Consider the following 15,439-nt stretch of genomic DNA (forward strand, 5'->3'; position numbering starts at 1 on the left):
TGTGTCCGATAAATGAAGCGTTGTTCTCGAATAGAGATCTCAATCCAGGCAGAGCATGCCTGGGCGTAGGATGGGTGTGGCGACAGCCCGCCCGTCTGTCAGCGCGTGGCAGGCTCTAGGGCGTACGGACGCCTCTAAAGTCGGGCGGTTTGGCGAAGTGTTCGATGGACATTGCCATCCTCCCGACGCCAAACACACCCCACCTACGGCCGGAGCTAGGGCTTCTTCGCGGCCACCTGATGGGGTGGAAGGATCGTCAGCTTCAATCGATAAACCGCACCGTCAAAGGGGGTGCTGTTGGGATATTTTGCGACCTTCAAAATCCCAAAACTTTGCCCGGCGGCGAGTCCGGCTTTGGGTTCCTGCGGAAATCCTTGTTCAAACGGGGCCACGCCCAGCACTTCGCTGTGCCCAGGAACGGCTATCGTGATAACGCCGCCGGTGTCGATCTGCGCTCGAATGTTCACGCGGCCTTTGTCAAGCGCAGCGCCGCTGATTGAGGTGCTTTTGCCATTCGCAAACACGGTCAGCGTGGGCTGCGCGGCCACCAGATGCAGGGCGTAGCCGGACTGCTCGTCACCTTGCGCCAGCAGCGTGCTGTCCTGATCCACCAGCGGATCAAACTCCAAGGAGGCATCGATAAAAACACCCCTGCCATGCAGCTTCGGCGCGTCAGCAATGCCGAGGACATCGCCCATGTTCAACACCAGATCGACCGAACCCGCCGGGCTGGCAGCGCCCACGATTTCAGCCACCGGACGCACCGCGCTCTTGAACTCCTTCGGAAAAAACTCCGCCAGCCCGGTTTTCAGCGCCGCGTGTTCCGGCTTGGCCGCGAGATTCGTCCACTCCTGCGGATCGCTCTGATGATCGTAGAGTTCCTCACTGTCATCCGCATAACGGATGTAGCGCCAGCGTTCATCGCGCGCGGCATACCCTGCCTTTTTGCCACCGTTCATGCACGTGATGGCGGGGCGGTCACGCTTGGTCGCCGGGTCCAGCAGCAGCGGCTTCAAACTGCTGCCGTCAAGATGCTCCGGCAGCGGCAGTTTCGTGAGATCGCACAGCGTCGGATACAGATCAATGAGCGCCACCGGCTGCGCCGAAGTGCTGTCCGCCTGCGTGACCCCCGGAGCGTAGATCGAAAGCGGCACGCGGGTCGTCGGCTCCCACAGCTTGCCTTTATGCCACATCTGCTTTTCGCCGAGATACCAGCCGTGATCGGAGGTGAAAACGATGATCGTATTCTTCGCATTCGGCCCCTTTTCCACTGCCTCAAGAATGCGCCCCAGCATCGCATCGCAAAACGCCACGTTGGCCAGGTAAGCCCGCACGGCTTCCTTCCACAGATTCTTTTCGACGATCAACTTGTGCAGCCCGTCCTTCAGATGCGTCTTCGCGATGTCTGGCACATCATCCAAATCATCCGCCTTCACCTCCGGCAGCTTGATCGAATCCAACGGCAGCGCATCGAAGTACTTCTGCGGCACATACCACGGCGAATGCGGACGGTAGAGCCCCACCGCAAGGAAGAAGGGCTGCTTCTGCTTTTGCGTCAGAAACTCAGCCGCAAAGGCAACCACCTGCCCATCGTCCGTCTTTTCTTCCGCGACGGGGATACCACTCCAGTCCCAGTGCCAGATGTTGAGTCCGTTGAAGTTCTGCCCCGTGTGTACCGGCAGATCTGGAATCTGCACACCCGCCTGAGGGAAGCGCAAATCCCACGCCGAATCCTGCTCAAACCCGCGCCGCCCGCCATGCCATCCGGCGAGCCGGCCTTCAGGCCCTCCATGATTCGCATGGAAGATCTTCCCTGCCGCAGCCGTCGTGAAGCCCTGCGCTTTGAAATGTTCCGGCAGCGTCGGTTTGCCTGCGATCTGCACGCTGCGCCGCCAGTCCTGCTCATTGCCAAACACACCGCTCGAAGACGGCAGCATGCCTGTAAGCAGCGAGGTGCGGGAAGGATTGCACAGCGCGTAGTTGCAGTGCGCATTGGTAAACCGCATGCCCATTTTCGCCAGACGATCCATGTTCGGCGTCACCGACTGCGGGTGCCCGCCCATCCATCCGGCGTAATCCCGCAAATCATCCGCGATGATGAAGATCACATTCGGCTTTCCCTCTGCGGAAATCCGTTTCGCCTTCGATTTCACGGCAGCATCGACTGGTGCAACCAGCAAGGCGAGGGCGAAAAAGGCGATGCGTGAATGGGATGGCATTAGGGAAAGGCTCGCACGAGGCGGGTGGGATGTCGAGGCTTTGACCTCATGCATGATCACCTCAGCATTGCGAGAGAGTTGTACAAACAGCCGCATCCCCGCAACAGCTCCGCCTACGGTCATCGGCAGCGTGAGCCGCTACATGTTGAATCTGGGGAGCCATAGGCAAATAAGAAGTACAAAGGGACAAGGGTTCAGCAAACTGTACGGAAGATCCTGCCCGCCACAGCTCTGAGAACAACGCCCCAAAAGAGCCAAAAAACTCAACATTCGCCCCAAAATATCGCTTTTAGCCCCGCTCAAAAACACCGCCGACGCCGACTTTGTGAAATTTTTCACAAATAGGGCTTGCGACCCCCTCTCCTATGGCTAAAAAACAATCCCGCCATCCCTGCCAGACCCTACACTGGCCATCCCCGGCAGCCCCTACCCCTCATGTTGTCTTCGTTTCTCCAACCAGCCTCCTTCTCGCCGCTGCTCGCGAACGTGCACAGCTATGCGTCGGAGTTTCTCCACGAGAATAGCAACCTGGGCTTTCTGACCAACTCTCTGCTCGTCGCAGGCGTCGTCGTCGCCTTGGTTCTCTGGTTTGCTCATAAGGCAACGAAGAGCATGACGCTGATCCCACACAAGGCGCAGAACTTCTTCGAATTCATTGTCGAATTCCTTTACGGCCAGGTGGTAGGTATCGTCGGTGCCAAGATCGCTCCCCGCGTCTTCCCCCTGCTCGCCACGATCTTTATCTACATTCTCGTCTCCAACTGGTTCGGCCTGCTGCCGGGCGTGGGCACTATCGGCTGGGGCGAAGGCACCGGCTTGTTGAGTGTCAAAGAAGTCCACGACCCCCTGCTGCGCGCGCCCACGGCTGACTTGAACATGACCTTTGGACTCTCCGTCTCGATGTTCCTCGTCTGGCTCTACATCACCATCAAAGAAGTGGGCGTCTGGGGTTTCATCGTTCACACCTTTGGTGCCAAAGGCGGTCTGAAAGGCGTCATGGGAGCAATGGTTGGTCTGGTCTTCCTCTTTGTAGGCGTCATTGAAATTTTCTCCATCGTCTTCCGCCCCGTCACCCTTTCCTTCCGCCTTTTCGGTAACGTTCTCGCAGGTGAAAACGTGCTGCACACCATGAGCGGCATGGGCGGATTCATTGGCAGCGTCCTGGCTCCCTTGCCCTTCTACTTCATGGAACTTCTGGTCGGCCTCCTGCAGGCCATCGTGTTCACCCTGCTCAGCGCGGTGTACATCCAGCTTTCCACCTCTCATGACGATCACGGTCATGAGGAGGCGCATCACTAATCTCTGACTTTGCCTGCGGGACCATGCGCAACGCGTGGACGCTGGCGACACAACAAAACACAACTCGACTAATATTATGACACTTGAACTCATCTCCATGGCGCAGGAACTTTCCGCCCACGCACCAGTTATCGTCCCAGCAGCAGGCGTCACCGGCAGCATCGCCGTCGGCCTCGGTGCCGGTAGCGCCGCCATCGGCGTGGGCCTCATCGGCTCCAAGGCAGTGGAAGCTGTCGGCCGCAATCCTGGCGCTTTCGGCAACATTCTGACCCTTGGCATTATCGCCATGGCTCTTGCAGAAGGTCTCGGCATTCTTTCCTTCATTCTTGGCAAGTAAGCCCTGAATTTCGTGGCGGGCTGAAGGCAGCCCGCCGCAGTTAACTCTCTTTCTTTCCTTCTTCACACCGTTTATGGACCAGATCAAAGGCATCGCATATCAGATCGCAGGCGACTTCGGACTCGCTTGGGGCAAGTTCTTTGCCCAAGTCATCATCTTCATCCTGGTCTATACCATTCTCAAGAAGTACGCTTTCGGCCCCATCTTGGCCATGCTCGAGCAGCGCCGCCAGCGCATCGCCGACGGTGAAGCCAAGCTCGAAAAAATCGGCCGCGACGCCGCCGAAGCCAAGCAGAACTCCCAGGCCATTCTCGACAAAGCGGAGGCTGATGCAGCCCGCCTCGTGAAGGAAGCCGATGACGCCGCCAAGCTCATCCAGGAGCGCCGTCAGCAGGACGCCGTCGCCAGCGCCAACACCATCATCACCAAGGCCCGTGAAGCCGCCCAGCTTGAGCAGGAGCAGCTCATGTCCCAGCTCAAGCGTGAGTTCGGCCGCATGGTCTCCGACGCCACCAGCCGCGTCACCGGCAAGGTCCTCAACACCGACGACCAGTCCCGCATCAATCAGGAAACCTCCGCTCAGGTCTCCGCTTAATTTTCTCTCCGCTTCGCCACCATGAAGATCACCAAGGAAGCCCGCCGCACCTCACGCCAGCTTTTCCGCGCCTGCATCACAGACGGGAAACTGGACGAGTCCCGCGTGCGCACAGTGGTCAGCACGGTCGCTAAAAACAAGCCCCGTAGCTACATCGGCATTCTCGACGGCTTCGCCCGCCTCGTGGCCAATGAAGTGGACCGTCAGCTTGCGATCGTGGAAAGCGCCAGCGCGCTGTCCCCGGCCACTCAGACCGAGCTTCAAGCCAGCCTCTCCAAGAAGTATGGCCGCCCGCTCACCCTCAAATTCAGTGTTAATCCAGAACTGCTTGGCGGCATCCGCGTCAAAGTCGGTTCCGACGTCTGGGACGGAAGTGTCAAAGCCCGTCTCAAAGCCCTGTCCGAATCCCTTTCCGCTTAATCCTTCCCGCCCTTAGTCCCCTTTCCTCTTAGTTTTTTCAAACACGCAATACCATGAGCAACATCCTCCAGGAGATCGAATCCCAAATCGCCGGCCTCAAGACCGCCGTCACGAAGTCCAATGTGGGCATCGTACGTGAAATCGGTGACGGCGCAGCCAAGATTGAAGGCTTGAGCGATGTCATGCTCAACGAAATGATCGAGTTCCCCGGCGGTGTCTATGGTCTCGCCCTGAACCTTGAAGAAACCGAAGTCGGCTGCGTGCTCCTCGGCTCCGGCGAAAACGTCCGCGCTGGTGACGAAGTCAAGACCACCGGCCGCCTCCTCTCCGTGCCAGTCGGCAAGAGCCTCCTCGGTCGCGTCGTGAACGCCCTCGGTCAGGCCATCGACGGCAAAGGCGACATCAAAGGTGAAGCCCAGTATCCTGTCGAAAAACTCGCCCCTGGCATCATCGCCCGTAAGTCCGTGTCCGTCCCCGTGCAGACCGGCATCATGAGCATCGACGCCATGATCCCGATTGGCCGTGGCCAGCGCGAGCTCATCATCGGTGACCGTTCCACCGGCAAGACCACCATCGCGGTGGACACCATCATCTCCCAGGCGCAGCAAAACAAGGCCGCCGAACAGGGCAAGCTCAAGGGCCACAAGCCTCTCTATTGCATCTACGTCGCCATCGGCCAGAAGCAGTCCAACATCGCCCGTGTCGCCAAGACTCTCGAAGACGCAGGTGCCATGGAATACACCTGCATCGTCAGCGCTTCGGCTTCTGACTCCGCGGTGAACCAATACCTCGCTCCGTATTCCGGTTGCGCCATCGGTGAGTGGTTCATGGACCAGGGCCAGGACGTCCTCATCGTCTTTGATGACCTTTCCAAGCAGGCCGTTGCCTACCGTCAGGTTTCCCTGATCTTGAAGCGCCCTTCCGGTCGTGAAGCCTATCCGGGCGACGTGTTCTATCTCCACTCCCGGTTGCTTGAGCGCTCATGCCGCGTCAGCGAAAACTACGGCGGTGGTTCCATGACCGCTCTGCCGATCATCGAGACTCAGGCTGGCGACGTGTCCGCTTACATCCCGACGAACGTGATCTCCATCACCGACGGCCAGATCTTCCTTGAAACCGACTTGTTCTATCAAGGCATCCGCCCTGCTATTTCCGTGGGTCTCTCCGTGTCCCGCGTGGGTTCCGCCGCTCAGACCAAGGCCATCAAGAAGGTCTCCGGTACGACCAAGCTCGACCTCGCCCAGTTCCGCGAACTCGCTGCCTTCGCCCAGTTCGGTTCCGACCTCGACGCCGGCACCAAGGCCAAGCTCGACCGCGGTGCTCGCATCGTGGAACTCTTCAAGCAGCAGCAGTATCAGCCAAAGAGCCTGCCGATCATGGTCAGCACGCTTTACGCCATGCAGAAGGGCTACTTCGACTCCGTCTCCGTGGACCGCGTGAAGGAATTCCAGGCCAAACTGGAAGACTACCTGAGCACCCGCAAGAGCGAGCTCATGGATCAGCTCGGTAACGAAAAGACCCTCGAAAACGTCGAAGCCGGTCTCAAGAGCGCCATCGAAGATTTCAAAGCTTCCTGGAAGTAAGTTGTTTTAGCTTTTAGTTTTTCATCCCTTCATCCTTTAAAAGATGCCCTCCACCCGCGACATCAGACGCCGAATCAAATCGGTCAAAAACACGGCCCAGATCACCAAGGCCATGCAGCTCGTCGCGGCTGCGAAGATGAAAAAAGCGCAGGACCAGGCCAGCCATGGCCGTGCCTACGCCGAGATGCTCAACAAGATCCTCGTGAATCTGAAGGTGCATGCCGAAGAAGGCATCCACCCCTTCTTCGCCGAAGGCAAAGGAGACAAGACTCTCGTTCTTCTCATTGCCTCCGACAAAGGTCTCTGCGGTGCCTTGAACACCAACCTGTTCAAGAAGCTCATCACCACGCAGATCGAAGGTGAAGTGGAATACGTCACCATCGGCCGCAAAGCCGTTCAGGCCATCAACCGCCTGCGTCGCACCCTCCTCGCGGACTTCCCGATCAAGGACCCTGCCAAGTTCGCCGAAGTGCGCTCCGTCAGCCGCTTCATCCAGGAGAAGTATCTCACGGGCGAATACAAGAAGGTGCTCGCCGTCTTCAATAACTTCATCAACACCGTCACCATCCTCCCATCGGTCGAGCAGCTTCTGCCCGTCAATCCGGTGACCCTAGGCGGCAAGCGTGACTTTGGCGTTGAGATCACCCCGCCTGCTGCAGATTCTCTCGAATACAAATTTGAGCCCAGCGCCCAGGTCGTCTTTGAAACCATCCTGCCTCAGTATGTGAACGACACCGTCTATCAGATGGTGCTCGAATCCCGCGCCTCCGAGCACTCCAGCCGGATGGTGGCGATGAAGAACGCCTCCGACAACGCCAAGCAGATGATCAAGGACCTCAGCCTTGAGTACAACAAGCTTCGTCAGGCCGCGATCACCAACGAACTCCTCGAAATCACCACCGCCAAGATGGCTCTTGAATAAGCCCTTTTTACTTCTCCCTTTTTACTTTTCCCTTATATGAGCAACATCGGCAAAATCGTTCAAGTCATCGGTCCCGTGGTGGACGTGGATTTCTCCGCCACTGGCAAGCTGCCCGGCATCTACAACGCCCTCGAAATCAACTTCAACCAGGCTGGCAAACAGGTCCGCCTCACCTGCGAAGTGCAGAGCCACATGGGAGACGGCTGGGTCCGCTCCATCGCCATGATTTCCACCGAAGGTCTCAAGCGCGGCATGGACGCCCTCGACACCGGCGGCCCGATCACCGTTCCTGTCGGCGAAGAAGTGCTCGGCCGTATCTTCAACGTCACTGGCGACGCCTGCGATGACCAACCCGATCCGATCACTCAGAAGCGCTACGCGATTCATCGCCCCGCTCCTGCTCTCGTCGATCAGAATCCTTCCGCTGAGATCCTCGAAACCGGCATCAAGGTCATCGACCTCATCTGCCCTTTCACCAAGGGTGGTAAAGTCGGCGCCTTCGGTGGTGCTGGCGTCGGCAAGACCGTCGTCATCATGGAGCTCATCAACAACATCGCCAAAGGCCACGGTGGTTACTCCGTGTTCGCCGGTGTGGGCGAGCGTACCCGTGAAGGGAACGATCTCTACCATGAAATGATCGAGTCCGACGTTATCAAGGTGAAGAAGAACGGCCACGACATCGTGAAGAACGACCAGGGCGGTTACATCAGCGAGCCCGGCTCCAAGGTGGCCCTTGTTTACGGCCAGATGAACGAGCCTCCAGGTGCCCGTCTCCGCGTCGCTCTCTCCGCCCTCTCCATGGCCGAGTACTTCCGCGATGAAAAGAACCAGGACGTGCTCTTCTTCGTGGACAACGTCTTCCGTTTCTCCCAGGCCGGTTCCGAAGTGTCCGCCCTCCTTGGACGTACGCCTTCCGCCGTGGGTTACCAGCCGACACTTGCCGCAGAAATGGGCATGATGCAGGAGCGAATCACCTCCACCAAGACCGGTTCCATCACGTCCTTCCAGGCCGTTTACGTTCCTGCGGATGACTTGACCGACCCTGCCCCGGCCAACACCTTCGCCCATCTTGACTCCACCGTCGTGCTTGAGCGTTCCCTCGCCGAGCTGGGCATCTACCCGGCTGTGGATCCTCTCGCTTCCGTGTCCAAGGCCCTCGCCCCGGAAATCGTCGGCGAAGAGCATTACCGCGTCGCCCGTGGCGTGCAGCGCGTCCTTCAGCGCTACAAAGACCTTCAGGACATCATCGCCATTCTCGGCATGGACGAACTCAGCGAAGAAGACAAACTCACCGTCTTCCGCGCTCGTAAGCTCCAGCGCTTCCTTTCCCAGCCCTTCCACGTGGCTGAAATCTTCACCGGCACCAAGGGCGAGTACGTCAAGGTTGCCGACACGATCCGCGGCTTCGCCGAGATCCTTGACGGCAAGCACGACAGCGTTCCCGAAGCCAACTTCTACATGAAGGGCGGCATTGACGGCGTGAAGAAGGACTAACCTCTTCGGGGGTCAAGTGGGTCCAAGAGTCAAGACTCGCCGATCCACACGACCCTTGCCTCTTGACGAATCCTTGACCTCTTTTGACCCCTTCCCACATGCCCCTCAAACTCGAAATCGTCACACCTGAAGCCCGCATCTACTCCGATGAGGTCGATAGCGTCGTGCTTCCAGGGTATGAAGGTGAAATGGGCGTCCTGCCCGCACACAGCAACCTGGTGACCACCCTGGTCCCCGGAGAGCTGCGCATCACCAAGGGCGGCAAAACCATTGAGATGGCCGTCGGCGAAGGCTTGGTGGAAGTCACCGGCTCCGTCACCCGCATCCTCACCGATGCCGCCATCGACTCCGACAAGATCGACGAAGCAGCCGCTGAAGAAGCCATCGCCCGCGCCAAGAAAGCCCTCGAAACCCTCAAGCCCGGCGAGCAGCAGGAAGAAGTCGCCGCCGCCATGGCCGCCATCCAGCGCGCCACCATCCACTTGAACATCAAGCGCAAGCGCAGGACCATCTAAGCTTTGCGGGCCACCTCCTGTGGCCCTCAACAACTCCATCCTCCCGGAGACCAGCAGACCATGAGAATTCAATCTCATGGTCTTTTGCTGCCCGTCTTGAGCGAAACGCCGTTTCATGAGACTCGCGTTATAAAGTGACGCAATTGTTCAGAAATCCTGCGGTTTGCTCAATGGTTGGCCGTGTGGGCGGCATCCAGCATGCGCTGCGTCAACCCTAGGCGGTGTTTCAAAACGCCCCCAAGGAGCGCGGGCCTCCGAGCCCGCAGCAGGCGGCAAGCACGCCAGCATGTCATCGTTCACATCAGCAGTTCTTAGCAGAAAAAGCGCCGCACCCCAGAGCAGAAGCTGAAGGGAAACGCGGTGCCTCCCATGCTTCGCGGAGTGCTGCGGGCTCGGAGGCCCGCGCTCCGCCAGAAATGCTGCGCAGACCAGTCCACGCAGCGGTTTTCAGACACCGCCTAGTGTGCCGGTCTCAGTGCACACACACCTCTGCGACCGTCCAGCCTCTGCGGTTCGAAGCCGCATGCATGAATGAAGCCCCAATGACGGGCTGCGTCTGATGCTCCTGGAGAGCCGTAGCGAAGCGGAGACAGCCGAAGGCAAAGCAGAGATATTAGCCGGTGGTGGAGCGAAACCGCGCAGCGGTGCAGCGGGAACGACCGGATCATCCCACGATCACCTCCCTGCCCAAGGCCGCATGCCGGAGGTATGCGAGAAGCCTTAAGCCATCCAGCGTGCGCTTCGTCACTCGATTGTCCGAGCCTCAATCAAGCCCCCACGGGATACTCCTGAGTGCTCATCCTGTCCGGGCGGAGATGATGAAAGCCTTTGTGAAACTGAGCTGGGTGAGGAAGCTTCGGCCATGATTCATCCCGATGCATTTGACGGCCTGATCGAGGCCGTGGCTAAGCTTAACGGTCTAGAGCGGGAAACGGCCGGACACGTGGTGGCCGATGTCGGGGACACGCCCGCCATTGACATCGCGACGGGAAAAATTGTGGCAACGCTGCCTGATGGCCGCAAACTTCTCATCATCTGGCCGGAGGATGACGAGTAAACAATCGATGTCCCGGGCCGAGCCTGACCGTAAGATCAGGACATGCAAGAATCCGATCAGCGCCCACCATGCCATGGGCATGGCGAAGGCGGCAGCAAAGTGGTCCGCACCCCGCAAAGCAAGCCGAAGGCAATCCTCTGTGCGGGGCTCCGCATCAGCCCAAGACTCCGCCCGTCCTGAGAGCTCACTCCCTCGACCACACAGCGGATTCTCTTCGGGGCTTCGCAGGTGAGGATCACTGTTTGCGCCAGTCTTCGTCTTGCGTCTTTACCGCCCGATCGAAAACGAATCCACAATCCGCTGCACCGCCGGCCCCTTCGTGATCGGCATGCCGTAATAGGCAAACACCAGACCGATCATCTGGCCCCGCTCGATGAACGTGTAGTTCAGCATGGACTGGCCCGGCTTCTGCATCTCAAAGCGCATCGCCTCACGTCCGCCCACCGTCACCAGCTGCGGCTTGCTGAACTTGGTGAAACCCTTCTGGCTCCAGGCGCGCTGGAAGTCCTTGGTAAAATACGGATCCTTCACACCCTTATGGCTGGAATCAGGCGCTGTGATCAGCGCAAACACGATGCCGCCCGGCTTCTCGCCATTGTCATGTGCCGCGCCCATCAGCCGTCCTCCGCCCTTGGTCTTTGGCAGTGTCTTCCAGCCGTCCGGCAGAAAGAACGAGATGTGCTGGCTTGGAAAGGAAATCATCGCACCACCTGCCATCGGCTGGCGCTTGGGCTGGGAGGAGGTGGCACAGCTCATCAATGACAGCGCGCTCGTGAGCAGGAGAAGCAGGGAAATTTTCATCATGGTAGGTTCCACGCAGTTGCCGCGTACCTCGCCTGGGGTCAAGCAGCAAAGTAAGCCCCTTCCCCCTCGCCTGAATTCCAACGCCGTCGCCCGTTTGTAGTTGGCATCTCCCCTTTTCCCTCAGACTCTCCCGCCAGCTACCTCTCCCTCCTATGTCCACCGCCCTTGGCTGTTTTATTGGATTCCTCGTCTGGTTCCTCATGCGTTACCTCATCGCCGGGTTTTACACGGTGAATCAAAACGAACGCGCGGTGAAAACCAGCTTCGGCCGTGCGCAGCGCGTCGGTACTCTCCGCACCATCGACGACCCCGTCGCCGAGCATCTCACCGACGCGCAGAAGCAGCGCTACGACTACCCGCAGGTGCGCGTCATCCCGCCGGGCGGCCCCTATTTCAAATGGCCCTGGGAAAAGGTGTACAAGGTGGACATCGCCACCAGCACCGTGAACATGGCCTGGGACCCCGATGATCCCTCCGCCAACAGCTCCGGCAGCATCCTCGATGCCGTCACCAAGGACCAGCTCAATGTCGGTCTCAACGGCCAGATCCGCTTCCGTGTCTCCGACCGCAATCTCTACGCCTTCGTCTTCGGCGTGAAGAACGCCTACGCCCACGTCATGGGCTACTTCGTCAGCGTCTTGCGCGAGCGCATTGCCACCTTTGAGGCGCCGCATGATCCCGCTGCCGATCCCGAGCACACCGTGGCCTCCACCATCGGCATCTCGATCAACGACATCCGCAAAAACATGCGCGACCTCAACGAGCACATGGACCACGAATGCCAGAGCTCCTCCGCACGCTACGGCATCGTCCTGGATGCCTCCCTCATCACCGGCATCGATCCACCGAATGAAGTCGAGTCCGCGCTCGCCGCCATCAACACCGCCTACAATCAGGTCTCTTCAGACATCAGCCTCGCGCAGGCCAGCGCCGATCAAAAGATCGTGCAGTCCCAGCGAGCTGTCGAAATCGAAACCCTCAAAGCCCAGGCCGAAGTCGAGCCCCTCAAATGCCTCGCCACCCAGCTCCTCGACTTGAAATCCCGTGGCAGCGCCGCCCTGCGCTCCTACGTCCGCAATGTCCGCCTCGCCCTGTTTGACAAAGCCAGCCAGGTCTTCGTCGAAACCCGCCGCGATTAAACCCAGGATCCAAGAACCCGCGAACTACAACAGTATGGACACCTTATCCAACTTCCTCCTCGCCGCCGCTCTCACCTTCATCGGCTTCAGCATTGCAGTGCCGCTCATCCTTTACCTCGGGCGCATCGCCGGATTGTACGCCATCGTGCAGGAGCGCCGCAGCCAGGTGTACATCCTCTTTGGCAAAGTCATCGGCACCATTGATGAAGCCGGCCTGCACTTCCTCCCCGCAAAGCTCGGCCTCGCCGCCTTCCTTGTGAACTGGCTCGGCAAATGCGAAGTCGTCGATCTGCGCCTCGACCAGACCTACCTGCGCAGCCAGCCGGTGAACTCCGAAGAAGGCGCCCCCATGGGTATTGGTATCTGGTATGAAATGTTTGTCAGCGACCCCGTCTCCTTCCTCTTTAAAAACACCGACCCACGCGGCTCCCTCTCCGCCAACGTCAGCAACTCCACCGTGCGCTGCCTCAGCAACCTGCCGCTGGCAGACATGCTGGTAAACCGCCACGTCATGAGCGACACCGTGCGCAACGAAGTCACGCCCAAGTCCCACGAGTGGGGCTACAAGCTCGGCAGCGTGTACATTCGCAAGGTCCACTTTCGCGATGCGAAGATGATCAAGCAGATCGAAAGCAAAGTCGTCAACCGCCTCCGGCAGGTCACCTCCGCCATCAAGCAGGACGGCGTCAATCAGGTCAGCGTCATCACCAGCACCGCCGAAAAAACCGCTGCCATCGAGCTCGCCAAAGCCGCCGCCGTGCGTCCTGAAATCGTCGGCAATGCCCTGCGCGACATCTCCAACGACCCCGACGTCGCCCAGGCCGTCTTCGACGTCCTCGAAGCCCAAAAAATCATCAACGGCAAAGCCACCGTCACCCTCATGCCCGCCTCCTCCAGCGGCCTCCTCACGAATCTGCTCGCGGCGCAGCCTGCAAGGCGTGATGTCAGCCCGCCGCCAGTGAGAGAGTGATGCCCCCAAGGAGAGGCACTTGCCAAGTGCCACGGGTCTGGGAGGATGAAAATCGGGCGGTTCACGAATCTGGTCGCGGCACAGCCTGCAATGGAACCCCGCCGCCTTTGAGAGAGTGATGCAGCATATCTACAAAACCTCTGCCAGTTTGTAAGGAGCAGCGTCATGCTCCGGTCGTTCTATAGACATCCTCAAGAAGGAAGAATAAAAACGAACATTGCCTTCATCCCGCAGTCCAAAACGTATCACCACTTGAAGGTAGATAAGACTTCCCCGCTGATTTCGTTCCGCGCTCAAGAAGTCACCCATCGATATGAATAATCAGCCCTCCGATTCCTCACCACAGCCCCTCTTGCCGCCGTCCGATCATTCTTCAGCGGCACCTCTTGAAGTCACGCCTTGGCGTGTCCGCATCGCCACACTGGCGGTCATCATTTTTCCATTCATCGGCATTGTCGTGGCACCCTTTCTTGCTTGGGGCTGGGGCTTCACTTGGACGGACTTGGGCCTCATGCTGGGCTTCTATGTCCTGACCACGCTCGGGATTACCGTCGGGTTTCATCGCCTCTTCACGCATGCTTCTTTTGAGACCCCCACCTTTGTGAAGTTCGTGCTCGGGGCGCTTGGCTCCATGGCCATCCAGGGTTCCCTCTTTGACTGGGTGTCCATGCACCGCCGCCACCATCAGTTCAGCGATACCAAGGACGATCCGCATTCGCCCTGCAACGAAGGCAAAGGCATTTTGGGAGTGATCCGCGGTGCCTGGCATGCCCATATCGGCTGGTTCTTCAAAGCCGATCCACCGAACATGGCGCGCTACATCAAGGACCTCCGCGCCAGTCGTGCGTTGCAGGTGGTGAATGCCCTCTTTCCCCTGTGGATTGTGCTGACCCTGCTCCTGCCCGCCCTGCTGGGAGGACTCATCAGCTGGTCCTGGCATGGCGCGCTCACCGGCCTTGTCTGGGGTGGTTTGGTCCGACTCTTCATCGTTCATCACGTCACCTGGAGTGTGAACTCCGCCTGCCACCTCTGGGGCCGCCGCCCGTTCCCCAGCGCCGACCAGAGCCGCAACAATTTCCTCTTCGGCATCCTCGCCCTGGGCGAAGGCTGGCACAACACACACCACGCCTTCCCCCGCTCCGCACGCCACGGCCTGCGCTGGTGGGAGATCGATGGCAGCTACGGAGTCATCCGCCTGCTCTCCTGGCTCGGCCTCGCCTGGGACATCCGCCTGCCCGCGCCCGAAGCCATCCAGAAACGCAACGCGCGGTAAAATCGACGCGATCGCTGCAGTTCACCGCAGAAAAGGACACCGCAGAGTTTCACAAGAAATCTCTGCGGCGTTTCCATATCTGCGGTGCAAATCCGTATTTGCCCCACGCGCAGCATCCGGCTGAAACACCCCGCCCCATCTCTGCACCGCATAGCTACACCGCTTGACGGCGCAGCCTTGACCTCTTGACGCGAAGCCCTTGACTGCCTCCCCCCATTTCCGTCGCTTGCATTCCCCCCATGCCTGCTACACTCGCTCTCCCGCCATTTTTGGCAGTGATTCCTCATCCCCCTTTCCCCCCTCATGTCCCACAGAGTCCTCATCATCGGAGCCGGCGGCGTTGGCCGCGTTGTCGTTCATAAATGTGCCCAGCTTCCCGACGTGTTCGGCGAGATCATGCTGGCCAGCCGCACCAAATCCAAGTGCGACAGCATCGCCGCAGAACTGAAGCGCCCGATCCAAACCGCCGCCGTCGATGCCGACAATGTGCCGGAACTCGTCAAGCTGCTGAAGAGCTACAAGCCCGAGGTCGTCATCAATGTGGCGCTGCCGTACCAAGATCTCACCATCATGGACGCCTGCCTCGAAGCCGGAGTTCATTACATCGACACCGCCAACTACGAGCCGCGTGACGTCGCCAAGTTCGAGTACCACTGGCAGTGGGCCTACCAGGACAAGTTCAAGAAAGCCGGCCTCACCGCCCTGCTCGGCTGCGGCTTTGACCCCGGCGTGACGAACGTGTACACCGCCTACGCGCTGAAGCACCACTTCTCGAAGATCGACACCCTCGACATCCTCGACTGCAACGCAGG

General features: G+C 59.3%; 15 protein-coding genes. 13 read left to right on the forward strand and 2 right to left on the reverse strand.

What is annotated here, in order from left to right:
• Positions 1 to 215: 215 nt before the first annotated feature.
• A complete protein-coding gene (locus PSV43_RS21525) occupies positions 216 to 2,219 on the reverse strand; it encodes a sulfatase (protein WP_300202541.1) in 2,004 nt (667 codons plus the stop codon).
• 435 nt (positions 2,220 to 2,654) lie between these two features.
• Here PSV43_RS21525 and atpB point away from each other — a divergent pair, with 435 nt between their 5' ends.
• From atpB to PSV43_RS21570, 9 genes are all read left to right on the forward strand, one after another.
• Complete coding sequence (gene atpB, locus PSV43_RS21530) at positions 2,655 to 3,518, forward strand: F0F1 ATP synthase subunit A (protein WP_300202544.1); 864 nt, start codon at positions 2,655 to 2,657, stop codon at positions 3,516 to 3,518.
• A 97-nt stretch (positions 3,519 to 3,615) separates the two neighbouring features.
• Complete coding sequence (locus PSV43_RS21535; RefSeq protein ID WP_345784682.1) at positions 3,616 to 3,855, forward strand: ATP synthase F0 subunit C; 240 nt, start codon at positions 3,616 to 3,618, stop codon at positions 3,853 to 3,855.
• A gap of 73 nt (positions 3,856 to 3,928) precedes the next feature.
• Positions 3,929 to 4,450, forward strand: a complete 522-nt coding sequence (locus PSV43_RS21540) for an ATP synthase F0 subunit B (RefSeq protein ID WP_300202550.1) — start codon at positions 3,929 to 3,931, stop codon at positions 4,448 to 4,450.
• A 21-nt stretch (positions 4,451 to 4,471) separates the two neighbouring features.
• Positions 4,472 to 4,870, forward strand: coding sequence for an ATP synthase F1 subunit delta (atpH, locus tag PSV43_RS21545; RefSeq protein WP_300202553.1), 399 nt, complete (start codon positions 4,472 to 4,474; stop codon positions 4,868 to 4,870).
• A gap of 53 nt (positions 4,871 to 4,923) precedes the next feature.
• The gene (atpA, locus tag PSV43_RS21550; protein WP_300202556.1) at positions 4,924 to 6,453 is read left to right on the forward strand and encodes a F0F1 ATP synthase subunit alpha; all 1,530 of its coding nucleotides are present in this window, start codon (positions 4,924 to 4,926) and stop codon (positions 6,451 to 6,453) included.
• Between the two features lie 43 nt (positions 6,454 to 6,496).
• Positions 6,497 to 7,375 carry an ATP synthase F1 subunit gamma gene (gene atpG / locus PSV43_RS21555; RefSeq protein WP_300202560.1) on the forward strand — a complete coding sequence of 293 codons (879 nt, stop codon included), beginning with the start codon at positions 6,497 to 6,499 and terminating at the stop codon, positions 7,373 to 7,375.
• Between the two features lie 36 nt (positions 7,376 to 7,411).
• Positions 7,412 to 8,869 carry a F0F1 ATP synthase subunit beta gene (gene atpD, locus PSV43_RS21560; RefSeq protein WP_300202563.1) on the forward strand — a complete coding sequence of 486 codons (1,458 nt, stop codon included), beginning with the start codon at positions 7,412 to 7,414 and terminating at the stop codon, positions 8,867 to 8,869.
• 98 nt (positions 8,870 to 8,967) lie between these two features.
• On the forward strand, positions 8,968 to 9,384 hold the full coding sequence (atpC, locus tag PSV43_RS21565) for an ATP synthase F1 subunit epsilon (RefSeq protein WP_300202566.1): 417 nt from the start codon (positions 8,968 to 8,970) through the stop codon (positions 9,382 to 9,384).
• Between the two features lie 862 nt (positions 9,385 to 10,246).
• Positions 10,247 to 10,441, forward strand: a complete 195-nt coding sequence (locus PSV43_RS21570; RefSeq protein ID WP_300202569.1) for a hypothetical protein — start codon at positions 10,247 to 10,249, stop codon at positions 10,439 to 10,441.
• A gap of 267 nt (positions 10,442 to 10,708) precedes the next feature.
• On the opposite strand, the gene PSV43_RS21575 is transcribed toward PSV43_RS21570, so the two are convergent.
• Entirely contained in the window at positions 10,709 to 11,245 is a 537-nt protein-coding gene (locus PSV43_RS21575; protein WP_300202571.1) for a hypothetical protein, read from the reverse strand.
• Between the two features lie 152 nt (positions 11,246 to 11,397).
• Between PSV43_RS21575 and PSV43_RS21580 the strand changes: the two genes are divergently transcribed.
• The 4 genes from PSV43_RS21580 to PSV43_RS21595 form a co-directional block, all read left to right on the forward strand.
• Entirely contained in the window at positions 11,398 to 12,384 is a 987-nt protein-coding gene (locus tag PSV43_RS21580; protein WP_300202574.1) for an SPFH domain-containing protein, read from the forward strand.
• Between the two features lie 34 nt (positions 12,385 to 12,418).
• On the forward strand, positions 12,419 to 13,354 hold the full coding sequence (locus PSV43_RS21585; protein ID WP_300202577.1) for an SPFH domain-containing protein: 936 nt from the start codon (positions 12,419 to 12,421) through the stop codon (positions 13,352 to 13,354).
• Positions 13,355 to 13,706: 352 nt separating this feature from the next.
• On the forward strand, positions 13,707 to 14,627 hold the full coding sequence (locus PSV43_RS21590) for an acyl-CoA desaturase (RefSeq protein ID WP_300202579.1): 921 nt from the start codon (positions 13,707 to 13,709) through the stop codon (positions 14,625 to 14,627).
• 303 nt (positions 14,628 to 14,930) lie between these two features.
• Positions 14,931 to 15,439, forward strand: a 509-nt coding sequence (locus PSV43_RS21595; protein ID WP_300202582.1) for a saccharopine dehydrogenase NADP-binding domain-containing protein, incomplete at its 3' end; no start/stop codon positions are given.

The organism is Prosthecobacter sp., assembly GCF_029946185.1.
Taxonomy (GTDB): domain Bacteria; phylum Verrucomicrobiota; class Verrucomicrobiia; order Verrucomicrobiales; family Verrucomicrobiaceae; genus Prosthecobacter.

Bases quoted from the DNA above. Each gene is read 5' to 3' on its own strand.
- PSV43_RS21585 (WP_300202577.1), top strand. From the start codon at position 12,419: ATGGACACCTTATCCAACTTCCTCCTCGCCGCCGCTCTCACCTTCATC.
- atpC (WP_300202566.1), top strand. From the start codon at position 8,968: ATGCCCCTCAAACTCGAAATCGTCACACCTGAAGCCCGCATCTACTCC.
- PSV43_RS21570 (WP_300202569.1), top strand. From the start codon at position 10,247: ATGATTCATCCCGATGCATTTGACGGCCTGATCGAGGCCGTGGCTAAG.
- PSV43_RS21540 (WP_300202550.1), top strand. From the start codon at position 3,929: ATGGACCAGATCAAAGGCATCGCATATCAGATCGCAGGCGACTTCGGA.
- atpD (WP_300202563.1), top strand. From the start codon at position 7,412: ATGAGCAACATCGGCAAAATCGTTCAAGTCATCGGTCCCGTGGTGGAC.
- PSV43_RS21575 (WP_300202571.1), bottom strand. From the start codon at position 11,245: ATGATGAAAATTTCCCTGCTTCTCCTGCTCACGAGCGCGCTGTCATTG.
- atpB (WP_300202544.1), top strand. From the start codon at position 2,655: ATGTTGTCTTCGTTTCTCCAACCAGCCTCCTTCTCGCCGCTGCTCGCG.
- PSV43_RS21525 (WP_300202541.1), bottom strand. From the start codon at position 2,219: ATGCCATCCCATTCACGCATCGCCTTTTTCGCCCTCGCCTTGCTGGTT.
- atpG (WP_300202560.1), top strand. From the start codon at position 6,497: ATGCCCTCCACCCGCGACATCAGACGCCGAATCAAATCGGTCAAAAAC.
- atpH (WP_300202553.1), top strand. From the start codon at position 4,472: ATGAAGATCACCAAGGAAGCCCGCCGCACCTCACGCCAGCTTTTCCGC.
- atpA (WP_300202556.1), top strand. From the start codon at position 4,924: ATGAGCAACATCCTCCAGGAGATCGAATCCCAAATCGCCGGCCTCAAG.
- PSV43_RS21535 (WP_345784682.1), top strand. From the start codon at position 3,616: ATGGCGCAGGAACTTTCCGCCCACGCACCAGTTATCGTCCCAGCAGCA.
- PSV43_RS21580 (WP_300202574.1), top strand. From the start codon at position 11,398: ATGTCCACCGCCCTTGGCTGTTTTATTGGATTCCTCGTCTGGTTCCTC.